This is a genomic window from Martelella sp. K41-7 (assembly GCF_055808365.1).
In genome coordinates, this window is record NZ_CM147867.1 from 975,537 (window position 1) to 996,777 (window position 21,241).

Here is a 21,241-nt window from a genome sequence, read left to right on the forward strand (position 1 = left end):
CCTGTGACAGCGCGGTGAAATCTTGGGCGCTGCCTGAAATTCACTTCACAAAGCGAAGAATCGCGTTTAGCCTTTCTCCATGAAGAGCGATTGGCGAATAAAGAATCACATTTCTGCCGCTTTACCTCTGTCGTTGACTGAACGATTTCCTATGTATCGCAACAAAGACACTGCATGTGCCGGGCTGAGGCCTGCAGGTGGTGCCATTTGCTTTTGTCAAGGAGACGGACCGCTTGAACGCTACTGAGATGGTTGCAAAGCATGAAATCCAGGCCGGGCCGACCGCCGAGGCCAGCCATTTCGTCCTGACATTCGAGAACAACCGCTATGCCAGCGCGTTGTTCGGCCAGTTCGACGAGCATCTGAAATTGCTGGAAAAGCAGCTTGCCGTAACGGCGGTGCCGCGTGGCAATTCGGTCGCGCTCAGCGGCTCGACGCTCGCCACGCATCAGGCAAGACGCGCGCTCGATTATCTCTATGAGCAGCTTCAGAAAGGCGTTCAGTTGGAAAAATCCGATGTCGAAGGGGCAATCCGCATGGCGCAGGCCGCTGACGATCAGCTGACCCTGCCGACGCTGGAGCGCAAGGCACGGCTTTCGATGTCGCAGGTTTCGACACGCAAGAAGTCGATTGCTGCCCGCACACCGGCACAGGATGCCTATATCCGCGCCATGGAACGCAACGAACTGGTCTTCGGTGTTGGCCCTGCGGGGACCGGCAAAACCTATCTTGCCGTGGCCCATGCCGCCCAGCTTCTGGAGCGCGGTGCAATCGAGAAGATCATTCTGTCGCGCCCTGCTGTGGAAGCGGGTGAACGGCTCGGCTTCCTGCCGGGCGATATGAAGGAAAAGGTCGACCCTTATCTGAGGCCGCTTTACGATGCGCTTTATGACATGATCCCGGGCGAGCGGGTGGAGCGCGCCCTGACGGCGGGCGTGATCGAGATTGCGCCGCTGGCCTTCATGCGCGGACGTACGCTGACGAATGCCGCGATCATTCTCGACGAGGCGCAGAACACCACCTCGATGCAGATGAAGATGTTTCTGACGCGGCTTGGCGAAAATTCGCGCATGGTTGTCACCGGCGATCCGAGCCAGGTCGATCTGCCGCGCGGTGTCAAATCCGGCCTAGTCGAAGCGTTGTCCGTGCTTGAGGGCGTGGAAGGTGTTTCGACCAACCGGTTTACCGATAAGGATGTCGTCCGTCACCCGCTCGTCGCCCGCATCGTTGCGGCCTATGAGGGACGTCTTGTACCGTCCACCAGCGGCGATGATCGCTGACGATGCCAGCATTTGACTATCAGGTCAGCCGGGACGCTGATGGCTGGCCCCAGGAGGAGGAGCTCGAGGCTCAGGTTGCGCGCGTGATCGGGGCGGCTGCCGTTTACCTTACCGAACAGGAAGGGCAGCCGTTTCCTGAAAATCCGCCGGAACTGTCGCTTGTTTTTTCTGATGATGCGGCCATCCGCGACATCAATGCGGAGTGGCGGGACAAGGACAGCGCGACCAATGTGCTGTCGTTCCCGGCCTTTCCGGTCTTCCCTGGCGACATGCCGGGGCCGATGCTCGGCGATATCGTGATTGCCTTTGAAACGGTTGCGCGGGAGGCCGAAGTGCTCGAAAAGAGCTTCGACGATCATCTGACCCATCTTCTGGTGCATGGATTCCTGCATCTTTTGGGGTATGATCACATCGAAAATGACGAAGCAGAGGTCATGGAGGGGCTGGAGACTCGCATTCTGGCCACACTTGACCTATCTGATCCGTATCAGGGCAGCGACCCTCTCTAACGCCGAAAGAACGATGAACCAGCAACAAACAGTACCGCTTGCAGACAGCGGTCAGGGAGCCGAAGACGGCTCCTCACTCGACGAGCCCAACAGTCCGGTCTCGGACAAAAACCCTCAGAAACATGCCAGCTCCCCGCTGCGGGGCCTTCTGCTGCGCTTCAAGCGCAACGGAAACGGCTCCTCCCGCCTGCGTGAGGATCTGGAGGATGCGCTTTCGACCGAAAGGGCCGGGGACAATGATTTCTCGCCCGAAGAAAGGGCGATGCTCAACAATATACTCCGTTTTCGAGAGGTCCGGGTCGAGGACACGATGGTTCCCCGGGCCGATATCGATGCGGTGGAGCAGGGCACAACAATCGGGGAATTGCTGCTGATTTTTGAAAATTGCGGTCATTCGCGCATGCCGGTCTTCTGCGAGACGCTGGATGACCCGCGCGGTATGGTCCACATCCGCGATCTTCTGGCCTATCTTTCCAAGCAGGCCCGCGGTCGCCGTCGCGCGCGGCCCGCCAATGCGCGTGATGCGGCAAAGTCGACCGCGGCCAAGAGCGGTGAGGTCAAGCCCGCCGAACGGCAGGGTCGGGGCCACCAGAACCCGCTCGACCTCGGCAAGGTCAATCTTGACAAGACAGTCGCCGAAGCCGGAATTATCAGGCCGGTTCTGTTCGTGCCGCCGTCCATGCTCGCATCCGATCTGCTGCAGCGCATGCAGGCCGGTCGTACCCAGATGGCGCTTGTGATCGATGAATATGGCGGGACAGACGGCCTCGTCTCCCATGAAGATATCGTGGAAATGGTCATTGGCGAGATCGACGACGAGCACGACAGCGAAGAAGCGATGTTCACGCGCGTATCCGAGGATGTATTCTTGGCCGATGCCCGTGTCGAGCTGGAGGATATCGCGGAAGCGATCGGTCCCGATTTCGAAATCGGCGAACATGCCGAGGATGTCGATACGCTCGGCGGCCTGATTTTCTCTGCTATCGGCCGGATCCCCGCCCGTGGCGAGGTGATCCAGGCACTGCCCGGATTCGAAGTACACATTCTTGATGCCGACCCCCGCCGCATCCGCCGCGTCAGGGTTCTGCGCAAGCGCGGGTCTGCCCGCCGTCGTTCAGCCGCTGCCGCCCGTGCCGGTGTTCCAGGCCATGATGAGGCTCGAGAGGCGGGGCAGGGCGACGAAGTTGCTGCCGACGATATCATGGTCGATGGGCACTCCGAGGCCAGAGACTAGGCCCGAGGTGCTGTTTCCAGACAAGGTGGGGCCGTCTTTGAGGCTGGCGCGTTACTTTCAGTCACTTCGCAGCTGGCATAGGCGTTTTGCGCTTTTTGCCTGCGGTGCTCTGGCGACCTTTGCGTTGGCGCCGTTTGGCCTGTTGCCCGTCATGTTCGTCGCCATGCCCGCTCTGGTGTGGATGATGGACGGTGCGCTTGATGCAAAGACAGGCCAGCAGCGGCTTCTCGCCGGCTTTGCCTGCGGCTGGTGGTTTGGATTCGGTTATTTCGTTTTTGGGCTCTGGTGGCTCGGTGTTGCCCTTTTGAAGGAAGCCTCGCTTTACGCCTGGGCGCTTCCGCTGGCCGTGTTGGGTTTTCCGGCTGCGCTTGCGCTGTTTTACGGGCTTGCCGGTGCCATGGCGGCCCGGTTCTGGGCAAAAGGCCCGCTTCGTCTCGTCGCTCTCGCAGCAGCATTGACGTTGGTTGAATGGCTGCGCGGACATATGGCGAGCGGGTTTCCGTGGAATGCGATTGCCTACACCGCGATTCCGGTACCGCTGTTGATGCAGTCGGTTCGGCTCACCGGGCTTTATGTGATGGGCGGTCTTGCTGTGTTCATCTTCGCATCACCGGTGCTTGTTGCCGATCCCAGGGGACGTTTCATCGGGCTGTCGGTTTCGCTCATGCTGGTCGCAGGTGATCTCGGCTATGGCTGGTATCGGCTCAATACCGCCGACGATAATGCGGAAAGAAGCATCAATTTTCGCCTGGTTCAGCCCGCTATCGAAGAACAGGCATGGCGCAGCAGCGAGGGCCGTGCTGATATCTTCGCAAGACTGATCGCGCTTTCCACCCGTCCTGCTGAACCGGGCGCTCCTGAACCCGATGTGATCGTCTGGCCTGAAAGCACGCTGCCGTTTCTTCTTGAGGAACGGCCTGACGCGCGGACGGCGATTGGCGAAATGCTGAAGCCTGGACAAGTACTGATCCTCGGGGCGGCACAGTTTGCCGGACGCAAACCGGATGGCTGGCCGGAATTCTACAATGCCATTTATGTTCTCGATGATAGCGGCCAGACGGTATCGGTTGCCGGAAAAACGCATCTGGTACCCTTTGGCGAGTATTTACCGTTCGAGGATTTCTTCCGCTCGATCGGGCTTGCGGCGCTGACCGCGCTTCCGGGGAGCTATGTGCCGGCAGACAACCGGCAGATGTTGATCCTGCCTGACGGCCTGACGTTGTTTCCACTGGTCTGCTACGAGGCCAGTTTTCCGCGCCTCGTCGCTGGCCAGACCGCCGGGACTGCGGCTCTGTTGAACCTGACCTATGACGCATGGTTCGGCCGGACGCCGGGCCCGTACCAGCATTTTGGGCAGGCGCGTTTGCGGGCTGTCGAAACGGGCAAGATGTTGATCCGTGTCGGAGAAAACGGTGTTACCGCTATCATCGATAGCAGGGGCAATATACTCGACAGACTGCCCTTCGACAGACCTGGCGTGCTCGACCGCAAGATTGCTCTTCCTTAGATTGCACCGATTGTGAAAATAGCTAAAAGATGTATCTATGGTTGAGGTCAATGTACTAAATAAGCTATTATTTATTCACCCCATGGTTTTATATTTTGCGCATAATTGACCGGATTACTGCAAAATTGCATAGTGATTCAGCTTGGCCGTCAACCAAGGCTTTTTGTTGCCGCACTCTTATGGTTGTAGTCCAGCTTGATCGGGTGTGGCTTGAAAGAAGATGCCAGGCTGCGAAAAAGTAGGATAAGAAATGACAGAAAACAAAAAAAAACCGAACCCCATCGACATTCATGTTGGGAGTCGGATCAGGTTGCGCCGTACCATGTTGGGCATGAGCCAGGAAAAGCTTGGTGAAAGCCTAGGAATTACATTCCAGCAGATTCAGAAATACGAAAAGGGCACCAATCGTGTTGGTGCCAGCCGCCTTCAGAATATTTCTACGATTCTGAACGTTCCGGTGGCCTTCTTCTTCGAAGACGCGCCCGGCGATCAGGGACCGAATGCCGCAGGCATGGCCGAAGCTTCGAGCTCCAGCTATGTCGTCGACTTTCTGTCTTCTTCTGAAGGTCTTCAACTCAACCGGGCTTTTGTGAAGATCAGCGACGCGAAAGTGCGCCGCAAGCTGGTTGATCTCGTCAAAACACTGGCAGCTGAGGCAGACTGAGCCTCTCAATCGCAAGACCGAGAACCGGAAGGCCGCCATGCTGCCTTCCGGGTCCGTTCCATGTCGCGTCGACTATGACGTAAATGGCATAAAGATATATTTATATGGTTGTCCGCTTGTCATTTTGTGGCGAAGCGTCTAACAAATTCGGGCCAATTTCTATGTGGGAATCCCGATGCGCACCAATTATTTCTTCACCAGCGAATCCGTGTCCGAAGGACATCCCGACAAGGTCTGTGACCGGATTTCCGATGAAATCGTGGATCTCATATATCGCGAAGCCGTCAAAACCGGCGTTGATCCGTGGTCGGTGCGGGTCGCCTGTGAGGCGCTGGCAACGACCAATCGTGTCGTGATTGCCGGTGAGGTGCGGTTGCCGCCGAGCCTGATGAAGAAGGACAAGAACGGCAACGAGATCGTCAACCCGTCTCGTTTCAAATCTGCGGCGCGCCGTGCGATCCGAAGCATCGGCTATGAGCAGGATGGGTTTAGCTGGAAGACAGTGCGCATTGATGTGCTGTTGCACGCCCAGTCGGCTCATATCGCGCAGGGCGTCGACAGTGCCTCCGACAGACAGGGTGACGAGGGCGCAGGCGACCAGGGAATCATGTTCGGCTTCGCCTGCAGCGAAACGCCCGATCTGATGCCTGCGCCGATCTATTACGCTCACCGCATTCTCCAGACGCTTTCCGAAGCCCGCAAGGCAGGAGAAGGCGAGGTTGCGCTTCTCGGGCCGGATGCCAAGAGCCAGGTGACGGTGCGGTATCACTACGGCAAGGCTGCCGAAGTCACATCCATTGTGCTGTCCACACAGCATACCGATGAAAGCTGGGATTCCCAAAAGGTACGCAGCGTAGTCGAACCCTATATCCGCGAAGCGCTTAGCGGACTGCCGATTTCCGATGACTGTGTCTGGTACATCAATCCGACCGGAAAATTCGTCATCGGAGGTCCGGACGGCGACGCGGGGCTGACCGGTCGCAAGATTATCGTTGATACCTATGGCGGCGCAGCCCCCATGGTGGCGGCGCATTTTCCGGCAAGGACACCACCAAGGTGGACCGCTCCGCTGCCTATGCCGCGCGCTATCTTGCGAAGAATGTGGTTGCCGCCAATTTTGCCGAGAAATGCACGATCCAGCTCGCTTATGCTATCGGCGTTTCACAACCGCTCTCGGTGTATGTCGATCTGCACGGAACGGGAAAAATAAGTGAGGATGAAGTCGAAAAAGCGATCCGCGCGACCATGGACCTTTCGCCATCCGGCATTCGCCGTCACCTGAACCTCAACAAGCCGATTTATGCCAAGACAGCCGCTTACGGCCATTTCGGCCGCAAGGCCGGTCGCGATGGTTCGTTTTCGTGGGAGCGTCTTGATCTGGTGCGCCCATTGAAGCAGGCTTTGAAGAACTGATCGATCGACGTGAGCGAAAACAGTCAACATGAAGCCGGAAAGGCCTTTTTCGGTCGCCGCAAGGGAAAGCCTCTGCGCGACAGGCAATCACGCAATCTTGCCGAGGTATTGCCGGGTCTTGCGATCAATCCGGATGAAAGCGCACCTTATGATTTGCGGTCACTTTTTGGCGCAGATGTTAGCACAATCCGCCTCGAGATCGGGTTTGGCGGTGGTGAGCATCTGCTGCACCGGGTCCGCGAGAACCCCGGGACCGGCTTCATCGGCATCGAACCTTTCGTCAATTCGATGGCGAAGCTGCTGGGACAGGTGGAAGGCGCTGAGCCTGACAATCTGCGGCTTTATGACGACGATGCGGTTGCCATCCTCGATTGGCTGCCGGAGGCCTCTCTCGACCATATCGACCTTCTTTATCCCGACCCCTGGCCGAAGCGCCGTCACTGGAAGCGCCGGTTTGTGTCGCAGGTCAATCTCGACCGCTTTTGTCGCGTGCTGAAGCCCGGTGGTCGGTTTTGTTTCGCCTCCGACATCGATTCTTACATCAACTGGACATTGCTGCATTGCCGCCGGCACGGTGGCTTTGGCTGGCAGGCGCAGTCTTCAGAAGACTGGCTTCGGCCTTATGACAACTGGCCGGGAACACGCTATGAGGACAAGGCGCGCCGGGAAGGGCGCTCCAGCGCCTATCTGACCTTCTTGAGGATCTGAACCCGGCGTTCCTCTGTTCTCTTCAGTGGAGTGTAACGGTCTTCAGGTCTTCTTCCATGGCCTTGAAGAAGATACTTGTGCGGTTTTCCGTCAGCAGGAGAAGTGTTCCGTCGGCGCCGAAAAGCGCCCAGAGCTTTTCGGCCGTCCTCAGTTCTTTGGCGTCAGGGAACTGTCTGAGCGCCTCTTCTCGCTCGAACACGCGGAAATAGCCGAGGCGGCCGGCGCCGAAGGCGGCGAGTTGATCGGATTCGGAGAAGGTTGCCGCGGACGGAAATGTCATGAGATCAACTTGCCTTTGCCTTTAAGTATGGGGAAACGACAGGGGCGGCACTGCGCTTGCGCAGACAACCGAACCTTGTGTTTTCAAAGGCTATTCTGAAACCGAAATCTTAATTTTTCGTACCTCTTGCGGCTTTCTTGCAATGTCGATGGCCAGGAGGCCGCGATCGAGCTTTGCGCCGATAACCTCCATTCCGTCTGCGAGGGAAAACTGCCGGCGGAACTGGCGTCCGGCTATGCCGCGAAACAGGAATTCACCGCTTTCGCGTTCTTCCCGATTGCCGCTGACGACAAGAATATTATCCTGCGCCACGGCGTCGAGTTCGCCCTCATCGAAACCGGCGACGGCGAGCGTAATTCTCAGAAAGATGCCGCCAGGCTCGTCGGGGAACCATTCCACGTCAAAGGGCGGGTAACCGGATGCCCCCTTCAGCGCCTCGCCCGGCGCGCTTTTCTCCAGCATTGTGGGATTGATACGCAGATCGATTCTCGGCATTTGGCGCCTCCCGTCCTTTCGCTTGCGATATGCGGCATATGGGCGAACGTGGCAAGGTCAAGCGAACTTGACAAGTCCAGGGGCAGTGTCCATTCACTCAACCTGAGTTTCATGAATACAGAGACAGACAAAATGAGCGCACGAAAAATCATAATCGACACCGATCCTGGACAGGACGATGCCGCCGCAATCATGCTGGCGCTGGCCAGCCCGGTGGAGATCGATGTACTCGGCATTACGGCTGTTGCCGGCAATGTTCCCCTGGCGCTGACCGAGCGCAATGCGCGCATTATCTGTGAGCTTTCTGGCCGCAACGATATCAAGGTTTTTGCTGGTTGCGACCGGCCGATGCACCGACCGCTGGTGACCGCTGAACATGTGCATGGCAAAACCGGTCTCGACGGACCCGAACTCGGCGATCCTGCAATGCCGCTTCAGGACATGCACGCCGTCGACTTTATCATCGAGACGCTGAAGAGTGAGCCGGAAAAGACTGTGACGCTTTGTGCGCTCGGTCCGCTAACCAATATTGCGACCGCCTTTGAAAGGGCGCCGGAAATTGTCGGCCGGGTGCAGGAAATCGTGTTGATGGGCGGCGGCTATTTTGAAGGTGGTAACATTACACCGTCGGCCGAGTTCAACATCTATGTCGATCCGGAAGCAGCCAAAGCCGTGTTTGCCGCCGGCATTCCGATCGTGATGATGCCGCTTGATGTGACCCATCAGTTGCTTTGCCTGAAAGAGCGGGTCGATCGCATCGATGCAATCGGCAGGCCTGCGGCGCAAGCCATGGCGGCGATGTTGCGCTTCTATGAGCGTTTCGATATCGAGAAATACGGCTCCGACGGTGGCCCGCTGCATGACCCTTCGGTGACGGCCTATCTGCTGAAGCCGGAGCTTTTTTCCGGGCGGCAGTGCAATGTCGAGATCGAGACCGTATCGGAGCTCACGCTTGGCGAAACCGTCATCGACTGGTGGCATGTCACCGATCGCAAACCCAATGCGCTGGTGATCGGCAAGGCGGATGCGGACGGATTTTTTGCGCTGCTGACGGAACGTCTGTCGCGCCTATAAGGCAAAGCGATGCCGCCGCGACGGTGGCATCGCTTTCACCGGATGTGACGCTCAAAGCCGCTTCTTGACCTCATCGGCGGTGGGAATCGAGGGCTGGGCGCCGGGTTTCAGGCAGGCCAGTGCGCCGGCCACCGAGGCACGGTGTGCTGCGTCTTCGAAGGAAAGCCCCTGTTCCAGGCCGCTTGCGAGATACCCGCAAAACGTATCGCCGGCGCCAACCGTGTCGACGGGCTCGATCTTCAGCGCATCAATCTTGAAGAAAGATCCCTTGTGCATGGCAATGACGCCGTCGCCGCCAAGGGTGATCACCATGGTCTGGCCGGTGCGGTCGTGATGGGTCTTCAGCATAGCGATGCGGCCTTCGCTGCCGAGTTCTTCTGCACCGACGAGGCGCTCGAATTCGGTCTCGTTGGCGATGACGATATCCGCCAGAGTGCTGAGATCTGCGGCCTCAGAGGTCAGCGGTGCGGTGTTCAGAACGGACGTCACGCCCTTTTTGCGCGCAGCTTCCAGTGCAGCTCGAATGGCAGGCGCCGGCACTTCCAGCTGCAGCATCAGGATATCGCCCGCCGACATGCGATCTACGGCCGCACGGGCATCCTCTTCGGTGAGCGTGCCGTTGGCGGCAGCATTGATCACAATGACGTTTTCGCCGTCGCCGCCGACAAGGATCATTGCTGTGCCCGTTGCCCCGTTCGTGGTGCTGAGCGACGACAGGTCGACGCCCGCTTCGGCCAGAAGCGCGATGGCGGGTGTTGCGAATTCATCGCTGCCGACAGCCCCCACCATTGCCACATCGGAGCCGGCGCGGCGGGCGGCGAGCGTCTGGTTCGCGCCCTTGCCGCCGGGCGCGGTGGAAAACGACAGCCCGGTCACTGTTTCGCCCGGTTCCGGCAGGCGTTTTGTGGTGCTGATGAGGTCCATGTTGATGGACCCGAAAACCGTGATCATGGCTGTGTCTCCTCGCATTCCGTTCATGGCTTTCGCGAAGAACAACGCTTCAAACGGAAAGCCGCCTCCCGGGGTTTTATGGCCGGGACGACGGAAAGACAATCAGTCCTCGTCGACAACACGCAGTTTCATGCGGCCGACGCCCGAGCTTGCCGGATCGTTCTCGCTGGGCGGGGCAGACGGCTGGTCGGCCTTGTCCGCGGGATCCCCACGTCTTTCGAATTCAAGCGCGCCGATTCGCTCGCCGCGCCGTGCGATCTTGCCGGTTGAAACCCGGATCTGTTCGACATCCTGGCGTGCCTGCGAGAAATGGCTGTTGAGCTTTTCCACACGATCGTTCAGGCGGGTGAGATCGCCAATCAGGTGCGCGACCTCGCCCTGGATAAGATGCGCCTGTTCGCGCATCCGCTGGTCCTTCATCACCGCCTGCACCACCTGAATAGATAACAGCAGCAGCGTCGGCGAGACAATCACAACGCGGGCCGCATGGGCACGCTGAATGCTGGCTTCGAAATGTTCGTGGATATCGGCGAAAATCGATTCCGACGGGACGAACAGAAACGCGGTATCCTGGGTTTCACCGGGAAGAAGGTATTTGCCGGAAATGTCGCGGATATGGGTCTCCAGATCGCGGCGGAAGCGCTGGCTGGCAGCGCGGGTTTCCTCCTCGTTCCTGGCATCGCGCATCGCGTTCCACGCTTCCAACGGGAATTTGGCGTCGATTATGAGCGGCGGCGCGCCGTTCGGCATGTCGACCACACAATCCGGCCTGGTGCCGTTTGAAAGCGTGGCCTGAAACCGGAATGTGCCCGATGGCAGGGCATCGGCAATGATCGTCTCCATCCGTCCCTGACCGAAAGCGCCGCGGGTCTGCTTGTTCGAAAGGATCGCCTGCAGGCCGACGACATCCTTGGCCAGAGACTGGATATTGTTCTGTGCGGCGTCGATCACCGCCAGCCGCTCCTGAAGGCGGCGCAGGTTTTCATGGGTGGTCTGGTGCTGCTGGTGCAGCGTGGAGCCGATTCGCTGCGATAGTCCGTCGAGACGCGAGCCAAGCGAGGCGTTCAGCTCCGATTGGCGGCTGCCGAAAAGCTCGGCCATGGTTGACATCCGCCCCTGCATCTCTGTCTGGGCGCGGACCAGATTGTGCAGTTCGCGCTCAAGAGTGCGCGCCCGTCGACTGGCACCGGATCGAAGCGCCACAAAAAAGACTGCTGCAATGACGATGAATATCGCGAGCCCGCCGAACATCATAATGACCGGGTCAGTCATCGCGATTGCATCTGTCAGTCTGTTCATCGAGCCACCTTTTATTCCCTGTGAGGGTAGCATAAAAGCGACCAATGGAAAGATCAAAACATGAACATCGGAAAATTGACCGGGAATGAGTTTTGTCGGCGGGCTTCGTTGAAACGAAACCATTTCCTCTTTTGCCAACATGCGCTATGGGAGGCGCATGACCACGATGCCTTTGATAATTCTGCCGGACCCTCTGCTGCGCAAGGTCTCCGAACCGGTCGAGCGTTTCGACGACGACCTGAAAAAACTGGCTGGCGACATGCTGGAAACCATGTATGAGGCGCCCGGTATCGGGCTTGCCGCGATACAGGTCGGTGTGCCGCGCCGCTTGCTGGTGGTTGATGTCGCCACCAGAGACGAAGAGGAAGACGACAGCGCGCCGGAGCAGGAGAGGGCGAAAAACCCTCTCGTTGTCATCAACCCGACCATTCTGACGTCGTCTGACGAACGTTCGGTTTATGAGGAAGGCTGCCTGTCGATTCCCGAATTCTTCGCCGAGGTGGAGCGTCCCGCCAGTGTCCGGGTGCGCTATACCGACCTCGACGGCAAAGAGCAGGAACTCGAGGCCGATGGCCTGCTTGCGACCTGTCTTCAGCATGAAATCGACCACCTCGATGGTGCCCTGTTCATTGACTATATTTCACGGTTGAAGCGCGACCGGGTGATCAAGCGATTTACCAAGGCGGCGCGACAGCAGACGCTTTAAGGTTGCGACCGGCTGCCACACCACAGAACTGAACATCGCGAAAGGACGGACAATGGCGCTCAGGATCATTTTCATGGGAACGCCGGATTTTTCCGTCCCGACCTTGCGGGCGCTTTGCGAGGCCGGGCATGAGATCACCTGTGTCTACACCCAGCCGCCGCGCGCGGCCGGACGCCGCGGACTTTCGGAGGTCAAGTCGCCGGTCCATCAGGCCGCCGAACTACTCGGCCTGCAAGTGCGCACGCCGGTCAATTTCAAACAGGACGAAGACCGTGAGGCGTTTCTGGCGCTCGACGCCGATGTTGCGGTGGTCGTGGCCTACGGGCTGATCCTGCCGGAAGCGATCCTCTCCGGCACGCGGCTTGGTGCTTACAATGGTCACGCCTCGCTTTTGCCGCGCTGGCGTGGAGCGGCGCCGATCCAGCGCGCCATCATGGCGGGCGATGCCGAGACCGGCATGATGATCATGCGCATGGACAAGGGGCTCGATACCGGCCCGGTGGCTATGACCGAAAAGGTCGCGATTGGCGAAAACATGACAGCTGGCGACCTGCACGACCGGCTGATGCTGAAGGGCGCGAAGCTGATGGCAGAAGCCATGCAGAAGCTTGAAGACGGTGACCTGACGCTGACCCCGCAGGCCCAAGATGGCGTCACCTATGCGAAGAAAATCGTCAAGGGCGAGACCCGTATCGATTTCAGCCGTCCGGCCGCAGAGGTTCACAATCACATTCGTGGCCTTGCGCCGTTTCCCGGTGCCTGGACCGAAATGCCGGCGGGACGGCGTGCCGAGCGCGTCAAGGTCCATGAAAGCCGGATCGGCAATGGCGAAGGACCGGCCGGCGCCGTTCTTGATGGCGATCCGCTTACCATTGCCTGCGGCACGGGCGCCGTCTGCCTCACCCGGCTGCAGAAGGCTGGTGGTAAGGTGCTGTCGGCGGACGATTTTCTGCGCGGCAATCCGCTCGCTGCCGGCACGGTTTTCGTCTGATGCCGCGCTATCGTTTCACAGTCGAATATGACGGCACGCCCTATGTCGGCTGGCAGCGTCAGGCGACAGGCCGCTCCGTTCAGGGCTCGCTCGAAATTGCCGTGAAGGGCTTTTCCGGTCAGGACGTTTCGATCCGCGGGGCGGGCCGCACCGATTCCGGTGTTCATGCGCTGGGGCAGGTCTGCCATTTCGATCTGGACCGCGAATGGAGCGCGTTCACCATGCTGAATGCCGTGAACGCACATCTGCGCATGGCCCGCGACAGTATCGCCGTCACCGAGGTCACGCGGGTTGCGGATGATTTCGACGCGCGGTTTTCCGCTCTCAAGCGTCACTATGTCTATCGTATCGTCAACCGCAGAGCGCACCTTTCGGTGGACTATATGCGGGCCTGGTGGGTGCCGCGTCCACTGGACCACGAGGCTATGCATGAGGCCGCGCAGCGGCTTGTCGGCCGGCATGATTTCACGACCTTCCGCTCGGTCCAGTGTCAGGCGAATTCTCCGGTGCGCACGTTGGACCGGCTCGCGGTCACCCGTGCGGGCGAGATGATCGAAATTCACGCTTCGGCCCAGAGCTTTCTGCATAACCAGATCCGCTCCTTTGCCGGCACGCTGAAACTTGCGGGCGAGGGCAAGCTGAGCGCCGACGATGTCGAGCGCGCACTTGAGGCGCGGGACCGCAAGGCCTGCGGAACCGTAGCGCCGCCGGAGGGGCTTTTTTCCGCAAGGTCGATTATCCGTAATCGGCTTGATGGCAACTTGCGTCCTGCGTGGGTTTTATGTATCAATATTTCCAGATTTATGGATATATTGGAGGCCAGAATGCCGGTGACCATCTACCACAATCCGAAATGCGGCACCTCGCGCAATGTGCTGGCGATGATCCGCCAGTCCGGCGAAGAACCTGAAATCATAGAATATCTGAAGACGCCGCCGAGTCGTGAGCGTCTTGTCGGGTTGATTGCGGCGATGGAGATTTCGGTGCGCGATCTGCTGAGGCGCAAGGGTACGCCCTATGACGAGCTGGGCCTCGATGATCCGGCACTTTCCTATGACGCACTGATCGACGCGATGATGGATCACCCGATCCTGATCAACCGGCCTATCGTGGTGACCGCGAAGGGCACGAAACTCTGCCGCCCTTCCGAGGTTGTGCTGGAAATTCTGGATAACCCGGATATCGGTGGATTTTCGAAAGAGGATGGTGAGGTCGTCGTCCCGGACGGGAGCAAGGGCGCATGAGTTCAGACTTTGATGACAGCATGCCATTGCTGGACCAGACGGCGTTCCGGCCTCTCGACCGCGAGCGCCTTTTTGCCAAAGATGACAATCCGCATGCGCCGCGTGTGCTGATGCTCTACGGGTCGCTTAGGGAGCGTTCCTATTCGCGTCTTTTGACCGAGGAAGCCGCACGGATTCTCAGAGCCTATGGTGCCGATGTCCAAATTTTCGATCCCCACGGCCTGCCGCTGGTTGGCAGTGAGCCGGATGATCATCCCAAGGTGCGCGAACTCAGAGATCTGTCGATCTGGTCTGAAGCACAGGTGTGGTGCTCGCCGGAACGCCACGGGGCAATGAGTTCGGTGATGAAGACGCAGATTGACTGGTTGCCGCTGTCGGACGGCGCGGTGCGGCCGACCCAGGGCAGGGTGCTGGCGCTGATGCAGGTCTGTGGGGGATCACAAAGTTTCAACACCGTCAATCAGCTCAGAATCCTGGGCCGGTGGATGCGGATGGTCACCATTCCAAACCAGTCATCGGTGCCAAAGGCCTTTACCGAATTCGACGAGACCGGGCGCATGAAACCGTCCGCCTATTACCGCCGCGTCGTCGACGTGATGGAAGAACTGATGAAGTTCACAATGCTGCTGCGCGGCAGGAGCGAGTACCTGACCGAGCGCTATTCCGAACGCGTGGAAAGCGCCGAGGCCTTGTCGCGCCGGGTCAACCAGCGCGCCCTGTGAGGCCAGTTCAGTTCGGCTCGAAGCTCTGGCCGGCCACGCAGGCGATCTGGGCGGCATTGGGTTGCGCCGGCAGCAGCGCATAGGCGTTGCGCTGTTCACGGCTTTCGCAGATCGGACGTTCGATGGTCGAAAATCCCTTTTCGGCAAGGCAGCGATTGACGATCCGGTTTCGAAGCCGCTCATTGGTGTCATAGCTGACGCTGGAGACAGGCGTGGTATAGCCGCCGACCTCGCCGCAATAGGTTCTGTCGCCATCGGTATTGCAGTCGATGAAGCCGGGGACGCTATAGCCGCCGGAAACCTCGGTCACCATGTTCTGCGGTACTTCCTTCAGCGCCTGAATGAAGCACTGATCATAGGCCAGCTGGCGCTCGGAGCGGGTGCTACCTTCCTTGTAGAGCAAATCGATCGGTCCGGTCTGGCATCCCGTCAGTGCTACAAGCATGCCAACGGAAAGAATTGATTTTGCCTTCATACCCTTGTCCCCACCAAAACTGTCTCAATTACGATTGTGGTCAGCAGTCAGCCCTGTCAAGCCTCGTTCAAGCGCCGAGGATATAACGTGTGCCCATATCGGTGATCAAAAGTGCTGTGATCGTCGAGGCGATGATGGCAGCTGCCGTGGGCAGAGCCTTCTGCTCCATCAACAGGTAGACAATTCTGATTTCGAGCAGGAACGCGGCAAGGACAACCGCCTGGAAGATCAGCAGCAGCACGCTGGCGAGCGGTTGAAGGCCGGTCGCAATCAGCAATATTGCCAATGCTGCGAAAATATTGATCGGCAGGCTTATCCAGTTGCTGGCGACGACGACTTTCAGGAACGCGCGCGGCATGCCGGAGACCATACAGACGAGACCAAGAGCCACAATTGGCCCCATCCAGCCCAGCCCCTGGACAAGCGCGCTTCTGAAAATGCTCTGCGCACCCAGAGGAAAGGCCTGGGGAACGAGTTTCGAAAGACTGACGAGCTCGCTGGCCACCATGAACGGGAATGAATAGGCGAGTGCCCAGAACGAACGCGCCAGGCCGCGTTCGGAAAAATCGAGATAGCGCGTATGCGCCGGGTCACCCTTGACCAGCAGCCACAGGCCCCGCATATAAAACAGGATTTCACCGGGTGTGGGCAAGGCTAAACCACCTTTCGATGAAATGGCTGTAAATCTCGGTCAGCATTTCAAGGTCAGAGACCGGCACATGTTCGTCGACCTTGTGCATGGTCTGGCCGACAAGGCCGAATTCGACCACCGGGCAGTAATCTTTGATGAACCGCGCATCGGATGTGCCACCGGTGGTGGAAAGCGCCGGGCTATTGCCGGTGACCGTTTCGACGGCTGCGGCCAAACTGCCCGACAGGCGCTGGTCGCGGGTCAGAAAAACCGGGCTGATACGACCGAGCCATTCGAGGCTGAACCTGGCTGCATCGCGTCCGGGTCTCAGCTTTTCATCATGCGCCGCGCGTTCCAGTCGGGTCTTGAGTTCCGCCTTCAGGGTTTCTTCGCTCCAAATGTCGTTGAAGCGGATGTTGAAGGTGGCCGTCGCGCTTTCGGGAAGGACATTGGTGGCGGTGTTGCCGGTATCGACGGAGGTCACTTCCAGATTGGACGGCGGAAACAGATCGGTGCCGCCATCGAGCGGCTCGCCCATCAGTGCATCGAGCATTGCCGTCATCGCGCGCAGCGGATTATCGGCAAGGTGGGGATAGGCCACATGACCCTGCGTTCCGGTGACCGTCAGCTTCGCCGTCAGCGATCCCCTGCGGCCGACCTTGATCATGTCGCCGAGCGCATCCGGGTTGGTAGGCTCTCCGACAAGGGCTGCATCCCAGTGCTCGCCGCGCTCCTTCGCCCATTGGAGAAGCTTTTCAGTGCCGTTGATGCCAGGGCCTTCCTCATCGCCGGTGATCAGCAGCGATACGGAACCGGGCAGGGCATGGCCCTTGTCGATGAGCCGGGCGAGGGCAGCAATGAAGCAGGCGATGCCGCCCTTCATGTCGACGGTGCCGCGCCCGAACAAAAGCCCGTTCTCGATGACGGCGGAAAATGGCGGATGGCGCCACGAGGCCGCGTTGCCGGGCGGCACCACATCGGTATGGCCGGCAAACATCAGGTGCGGACCGCAGCTGCCCCGGCGTGCATAAAGGTTCTCGACATCAGGCGTGCCATCCTGACGCCCGGTCATGCGCGTAACCGAAAAGCCGAGCGGGGTCAGCATCGCCTCAAGGGCTGAAAGCGCGCCGCCTTCTTCCGGTGTAACGGAGGGGCAGCGAACAAGCGTTTCGAGGACTGAGACGGGATCGGTGACGGTCATAAGGGATATCTAGACGCTTTTTCTGCCGTTGCGAGGGGGGAAGGGCCCGACACGAGACATTTGCTGGCCGGGCCCTTGATTTTCTCTGAATATCAGTCGCGCAGCAATTCGTTGATGCCGGTCTTGGAGCGGGTGCGCTCGTCGACGCGCTTGACGATGACGGCGCAGTAAAGGCCGGGTCCCGGAGCGCCGTTGCCCATCGGCTTCGCCGCGGGAAGCGACCCGGCAACAACGACCGAGTAGGGCGGGATTTCGCCATAGGTGATTTCACCGGTGGCACGGTCGACGATCTTGGTGGACTTGCCGATAAAGACGCCCATGCCGAGCACCGAGCCCTCGCGCACGATGCAGCCTTCAACGACTTCCGAACGGGCGCCGATGAAGCAATTGTCTTCGATGATGGTCGGGCCGGCCTGCATCGGCTCCAGAACGCCGCCAATGCCAACGCCGCCGGACAGGTGGACATGCTTGCCGATCTGGGCACAGGAACCGACGGTCGCCCAGGTGTCGACCATCGTGCCTTCATCGACATAGGCGCCTAGATTGACAAAGGACGGCATCAGCACCACGCCGGGCGCGATGTAGGCCGAGCGGCGCACGACAGCATTGGGCACAGCGCGGAAACCGGCAGCGCGGAACTGGTTTTCGCCCCAGCCTTCGAACTTGGACGGCACCTTGTCCCACCAGGTGGCGTTATCGGGGCCACCCTTGACGACTTCCATGTCGTTGAGGCGGAAGGACAGCAGAACGGCCTTCTTCAGCCACTGATTGACCTTCCATGCACCATGTTCCTGATGCTCGGCGACCCGTGCCTCGCCGCTGTCCAGCAGATTGAGCGCGTCTTCCACCGCTTCGCGCACTTCGCCTTTGGTCGAGACGGAAATTTCTGCACGGTTTTCAAATGCGGTGTCGATGGTTTTTTCAAGCGATGCGTGGTCGGTCATTTGGTGGTCCTTTGAAAGTCGCGCTGAACATGCGCGGAAGAATCCGTGAGCTCTAAGCTTTCCAACATGCTCTAGGCGAGGTGTGGCAGTGCGTCAATCTTTGCCGCAGGGCGGCCACAACGCAAATGCCCCCGCGAAACCGCGAGGGCATGCCGATGAAGCGCATCGGATGCGACCGATGGAGACGGTCTTCAGAAGTGGTGTGGTGCTACCAGTGCATGGGGCGGTCTGGCAGGTCGTCGACGGTAATCACCAGGTCGCCGTTGTGGTCAATGCGAGCGAACATTTTCGCGGAGATGGCTGAAAATTCTTCCGCTGATATCTGGCCGCTGCGGTCGGTATCAGTGCGGACAAAGAAGACCCGCTGCATATCGCCGCGGCGTTGACCGTCCCGCATGCCATACTGGCGCGCGCCGTCGGGGCCCATCCTGTGGTGCCCGCCGTCCTGCATCGCCATGTGGGGCGTCCAGCCATTCCTGTTTCCAGCTCGGCTGCTACCATCGGCCGCCATCCGACTGTCGTCGGCCGCTTCGGGCATTTGGTTCTTATTGGCAGCGGTTTCCGCACGGGGATTGTCCTTGCGGTATTCCGCGATCTTTGCCTTGCGGTAGTCGGAAAATTCGCCGGGCGTGATCACGCTGTCACTGTTGACGTCAATGTCCGCAAAGCGACCGTCCTGAAAGGCGATGAACTCGTCTTCGGTGATCCGCCCGTCCTTGTTGGCGTCCGACGTCTTCAGCAGATAGATAAATCCGCGCTCGGAAGGCGCTGTCCCGCGCAAGTCGCGGGCGGCTCCCGGTATTGCGGTCACGCTGATCGCCAGCGTGGTTGCAAGTGCCGTCAGTGTCAGATGCTTAGCGGTCATGGCTCAATTCCTCGTTTTGCCGTGATGACAACAGCAAAGGTAAGCGAGCATGAGCGTTAAAACGACTTAACTTTTGGAAAGGTCGCTGAATTATCGGTAATTCATATTCTGTTCACCATAAAAATCGAGCACGCTGCCGACAAAGCCGGTCATATCCTCGGTGATATAGTCTATATGGCCGGTTTCATCGTCAAGCCGTTCAAAGGCCTGCGCAAAACCATATTCCAGATTGGGCGGCACGATCAGAACGGTCTTCATGCCGAGCGCCTTCGGTTGTTTCAGATTGCGCGGCAGGTCCTCGAACATCGCGGCATGGTCGGTATCGACACCGGAACGGCGGAGAAATTTAGCGTAGGCATCGGCCTCCGGTTTAGGCGTAAACCCGGCCGCGACGATGTCAAAAATATCATCGAAATGGTCGAGAATGCCGAGCGCTTCGGCTGTCTTCTGCGCATGCGGAACGGAGCCGTTGGTGAAGATGAATTTGCGGCCCGGCAGTGCCTTGATCGCCGCCCCCAGCACCGGGTTTGGCTCCAGCACCGAATAATCGATCGCATGCGCCTTTTCGAGAAAATCATTGGGGTCAATGTCATGGTTGATCATCAGCCCCTGCAAAGTCGTGCCGTGATCGCGGTAATACTTCTTCTGGATAATGCGCGCGTCTTCTTCCGGCAATGACAAGAGGTCCGAAACATAGGCGGTCATGTTGCGATCAACCTGAGCGAACAGGTCGACGTCGTGGGGATAGAGCGTATTGTCGAGATCGAAGACCCAGTCGCGGATCGTCTCGAAATCGGAAAGCTCCGGGTGTGTTTTAGGCTTGGTCATGGCCTGCTTATGGCAGAGCAGGCAGGCGAAGGAAACTGCTTTCCGTCAATACCGACGGCTTGCTGTCTTCCGGGACCAACAAGACTGTGCTAAGTCGAAGCCATGAAAACCGGCATGATCTGTTTCGGCCATTGCGGCGCGGTCATCCTGCAGGACAGAAAGCGCCTGCCGGCCCGGTTTTTCGCAACCTTCTGCAAGACCGCCTGCGGACGGCGTCTTTCGAGCGTGAACTGACCTCCGTCTTTTCGGTTTCTCACCTCGCAAGGTCTCATCTCCATGGAACTCTGGATCGGCATTACATTCGCCGCTGCCTTTTTGCAGAACATGCGCTCCACGCTTCAGAAATATCTGAAGGGACGCATGGCAACGCTTGGCTCCACCTTCACCCGTTTCGGCTTCGGTCTGCCCTTTGCCGCGCTCTACTTCGCCATTCTGGCTTTCGGCCTCGACCGGCCGGTGCCGGCGATGAACGGCGATTTCGCCTTCTGGGCGCTGATTGGCGCGGGCGGTCAGATCGGCGCCACCTTTCTGCTGGTCTATCTGTTTTCCTTCCGCAATTTCGTGGTCGGAACCGCCTATTCGCGCACCGAACCGGCGCAGGCGGCCATCCTTGCCTTCGTCTTTTTCGGCGCGACCATCTCGTTTGCCGCCATCGCCGCCATTCTCATATCCATTGCCGGTGTCATGCTGATTTCGCTGTCGCGCAATGACATGGGGTTCGGCGGGCTCGTCCGTGGGTTGTTGACCCGTACGGCGCTGGTTGGCATCGCGTCGGGCACGCTGTTCGGGCTTTCGGCGGTGTCTTATCGCGCCGCCTCTCTGTCGCTTGCGCCGAGCCTGCCGCAACCCGATGCGATCATGCAGGCCGCCTACACCCTGGTGATTGTCATCGCCATTCAGACGCTGGCCATGCTGTTGTGGATGCTCGCCTTCGACCGGGACGAGCTCATCAAGGTCGCAAAAGCTTGGCGACCGGCGCTTGCCGTCGGGTTCGTCGGCGCGACAGCGTCCTTTGGCTGGTTTGTTGCTATGACGCTGCAGCAGGCCGCGATCGTCAAGGCGGTGGCGCAGGTGGAAATGCTGTTTTCCTTCGCAACGTCGGTTCTGGTGTTCAAGGAAAGGATGACGTCGGTGGAGGCGCTTGGCTGCGCGCTGGTCGTGCTCGGCGTGCTGACGCTTCTGCTGGCTTAGCGGTGATTGACTTGTCCTCCGCAAGCGGC

The 21,241-nt window shown here is 59.1% G+C and carries 22 protein-coding genes and 2 pseudogenes; 14 read left to right on the top strand and 10 right to left on the bottom strand.

Features of this window, described 5'->3' with window-relative positions; translation table 11 throughout:
• The first annotated feature begins 248 nt into the window (after positions 1-248).
• From AC0L7L_RS04630 to trmB, 7 genes and pseudogenes are all read left to right on the top strand, one after another.
• The gene (locus tag AC0L7L_RS04630) at positions 249-1,280 is read left to right on the top strand and encodes a PhoH family protein (protein ID WP_473513777.1); all 1,032 of its coding nucleotides are present in this window, start codon (positions 249-251) and stop codon (positions 1,278-1,280) included.
• Positions 1,281-1,282: 2 nt separating this feature from the next.
• Positions 1,283-1,789 (top strand): rRNA maturation RNase YbeY, encoded by a 507-nt coding sequence (gene ybeY / locus AC0L7L_RS04635; RefSeq protein ID WP_272210550.1) that lies wholly within the window; start codon positions 1,283-1,285, stop codon positions 1,787-1,789.
• Between the two features lie 13 nt (positions 1,790-1,802).
• The gene (locus AC0L7L_RS04640; protein WP_473512358.1) at positions 1,803-3,023 is read left to right on the top strand and encodes a hemolysin family protein; all 1,221 of its coding nucleotides are present in this window, start codon (positions 1,803-1,805) and stop codon (positions 3,021-3,023) included.
• Positions 2,998-4,530, top strand: coding sequence for an apolipoprotein N-acyltransferase (gene lnt, locus AC0L7L_RS04645; RefSeq protein ID WP_473512360.1), 1,533 nt, complete (start codon positions 2,998-3,000; stop codon positions 4,528-4,530). Before AC0L7L_RS04640 ends, lnt begins: the two co-directional genes overlap by 26 nt.
• A 250-nt stretch (positions 4,531-4,780) precedes the next feature.
• Positions 4,781-5,194 (top strand): helix-turn-helix domain-containing protein, encoded by a 414-nt coding sequence (locus tag AC0L7L_RS04650; RefSeq protein WP_473512362.1) that lies wholly within the window; start codon positions 4,781-4,783, stop codon positions 5,192-5,194.
• A gap of 175 nt (positions 5,195-5,369) precedes the next feature.
• Positions 5,370-6,607, top strand: a pseudogene (metK, locus tag AC0L7L_RS04655) (methionine adenosyltransferase).
• Positions 6,608-6,616: 9 nt separating this feature from the next.
• The gene (trmB, locus tag AC0L7L_RS04660; protein ID WP_473512364.1) at positions 6,617-7,315 is read left to right on the top strand and encodes a tRNA (guanine(46)-N(7))-methyltransferase TrmB; all 699 of its coding nucleotides are present in this window, start codon (positions 6,617-6,619) and stop codon (positions 7,313-7,315) included.
• A gap of 22 nt (positions 7,316-7,337) precedes the next feature.
• Here the strand turns inward: trmB and AC0L7L_RS04665 are convergent, their stop codons facing one another.
• Together AC0L7L_RS04665 and AC0L7L_RS04670 are read right to left on the bottom strand one after the other, a co-directional pair.
• Complete coding sequence (locus AC0L7L_RS04665) at positions 7,338-7,595, bottom strand: BQ00720 family protein (RefSeq protein WP_272210554.1); 258 nt, start codon at positions 7,593-7,595, stop codon at positions 7,338-7,340.
• Positions 7,596-7,685: 90 nt separating this feature from the next.
• Entirely contained in the window at positions 7,686-8,090 is a 405-nt protein-coding gene (locus AC0L7L_RS04670) for an Hsp20 family protein (RefSeq protein ID WP_272210555.1), read from the bottom strand.
• Positions 8,091-8,222: 132 nt separating this feature from the next.
• Here AC0L7L_RS04670 and AC0L7L_RS04675 point away from each other — a divergent pair, with 132 nt between their 5' ends.
• A complete protein-coding gene (locus tag AC0L7L_RS04675; protein WP_473512367.1) occupies positions 8,223-9,164 on the top strand; it encodes a nucleoside hydrolase in 942 nt (313 codons plus the stop codon).
• A 51-nt stretch (positions 9,165-9,215) separates the two neighbouring features.
• Here AC0L7L_RS04675 and AC0L7L_RS04680 read toward each other — a convergent pair whose 3' ends face one another.
• Positions 9,216-10,115, bottom strand: a complete 900-nt coding sequence (locus AC0L7L_RS04680; RefSeq protein ID WP_473512369.1) for a ribokinase — start codon at positions 10,113-10,115, stop codon at positions 9,216-9,218.
• Positions 10,116-10,217: 102 nt separating this feature from the next.
• On the bottom strand, positions 10,218-11,414 hold the full coding sequence (locus tag AC0L7L_RS04685; protein WP_473512371.1) for a DNA recombination protein RmuC: 1,197 nt from the start codon (positions 11,412-11,414) through the stop codon (positions 10,218-10,220).
• Between the two features lie 157 nt (positions 11,415-11,571).
• On the opposite strand from AC0L7L_RS04685, the gene def reads away from it, so the two are divergent.
• The 5 genes and pseudogenes from def to arsH all read left to right on the top strand — a co-directional run bounded on the left by def (position 11,572) and on the right by arsH (position 15,077).
• Positions 11,572-12,120: a peptide deformylase gene (gene def / locus AC0L7L_RS04690; RefSeq protein ID WP_272214116.1), complete on the top strand. Its 549-nt coding sequence runs from the start codon at positions 11,572-11,574 to the stop codon at positions 12,118-12,120.
• Positions 12,121-12,172: 52 nt separating this feature from the next.
• A complete protein-coding gene (gene fmt / locus AC0L7L_RS04695; RefSeq protein WP_272210560.1) occupies positions 12,173-13,111 on the top strand; it encodes a methionyl-tRNA formyltransferase in 939 nt (312 codons plus the stop codon).
• Positions 13,111-13,856, top strand: a pseudogene (gene truA, locus AC0L7L_RS04700) (tRNA pseudouridine(38-40) synthase TruA). The gene fmt and the pseudogene truA overlap by 1 nt, the downstream one beginning before the upstream one ends.
• Before the next feature lie 79 nt (positions 13,857-13,935).
• Positions 13,936-14,355, top strand: a complete 420-nt coding sequence (gene arsC / locus AC0L7L_RS04705) for an arsenate reductase (glutaredoxin) (protein ID WP_272214117.1) — start codon at positions 13,936-13,938, stop codon at positions 14,353-14,355.
• Complete coding sequence (gene arsH / locus AC0L7L_RS04710; protein WP_473512376.1) at positions 14,352-15,077, top strand: arsenical resistance protein ArsH; 726 nt, start codon at positions 14,352-14,354, stop codon at positions 15,075-15,077. The genes arsC and arsH overlap by 4 nt, the downstream gene beginning before the upstream one ends.
• Before the next feature lie 7 nt (positions 15,078-15,084).
• Here the strand turns inward: arsH and AC0L7L_RS04715 are convergent, their stop codons facing one another.
• The 6 genes from AC0L7L_RS04715 to AC0L7L_RS04740 form a co-directional block, all read right to left on the bottom strand.
• A complete protein-coding gene (locus AC0L7L_RS04715; protein WP_272210561.1) occupies positions 15,085-15,552 on the bottom strand; it encodes a hypothetical protein in 468 nt (155 codons plus the stop codon).
• 67 nt (positions 15,553-15,619) lie between these two features.
• The gene (locus AC0L7L_RS04720; RefSeq protein WP_272210562.1) at positions 15,620-16,204 is read right to left on the bottom strand and encodes a hypothetical protein; all 585 of its coding nucleotides are present in this window, start codon (positions 16,202-16,204) and stop codon (positions 15,620-15,622) included.
• Positions 16,188-17,384, bottom strand: a complete 1,197-nt coding sequence (gene dapE / locus AC0L7L_RS04725) for a succinyl-diaminopimelate desuccinylase (RefSeq protein WP_272210563.1) — start codon at positions 17,382-17,384, stop codon at positions 16,188-16,190. Before dapE ends, AC0L7L_RS04720 begins: the two co-directional genes overlap by 17 nt.
• A gap of 92 nt (positions 17,385-17,476) precedes the next feature.
• Entirely contained in the window at positions 17,477-18,328 is an 852-nt protein-coding gene (gene dapD / locus AC0L7L_RS04730) for a 2,3,4,5-tetrahydropyridine-2,6-dicarboxylate N-succinyltransferase (protein WP_473512382.1), read from the bottom strand.
• Between the two features lie 208 nt (positions 18,329-18,536).
• Positions 18,537-19,193, bottom strand: a complete 657-nt coding sequence (locus AC0L7L_RS04735; protein WP_272210564.1) for an EF-hand domain-containing protein — start codon at positions 19,191-19,193, stop codon at positions 18,537-18,539.
• 90 nt (positions 19,194-19,283) lie between these two features.
• Positions 19,284-20,021 (bottom strand): pyrimidine 5'-nucleotidase, encoded by a 738-nt coding sequence (locus AC0L7L_RS04740; protein WP_272210565.1) that lies wholly within the window; start codon positions 20,019-20,021, stop codon positions 19,284-19,286.
• Between the two features lie 276 nt (positions 20,022-20,297).
• Here AC0L7L_RS04740 and AC0L7L_RS04745 point away from each other — a divergent pair, with 276 nt between their 5' ends.
• On the top strand, positions 20,298-21,212 hold the full coding sequence (locus tag AC0L7L_RS04745) for an EamA family transporter (RefSeq protein WP_272210566.1): 915 nt from the start codon (positions 20,298-20,300) through the stop codon (positions 21,210-21,212).
• Positions 21,213-21,241 lie beyond the last annotated feature (29 nt).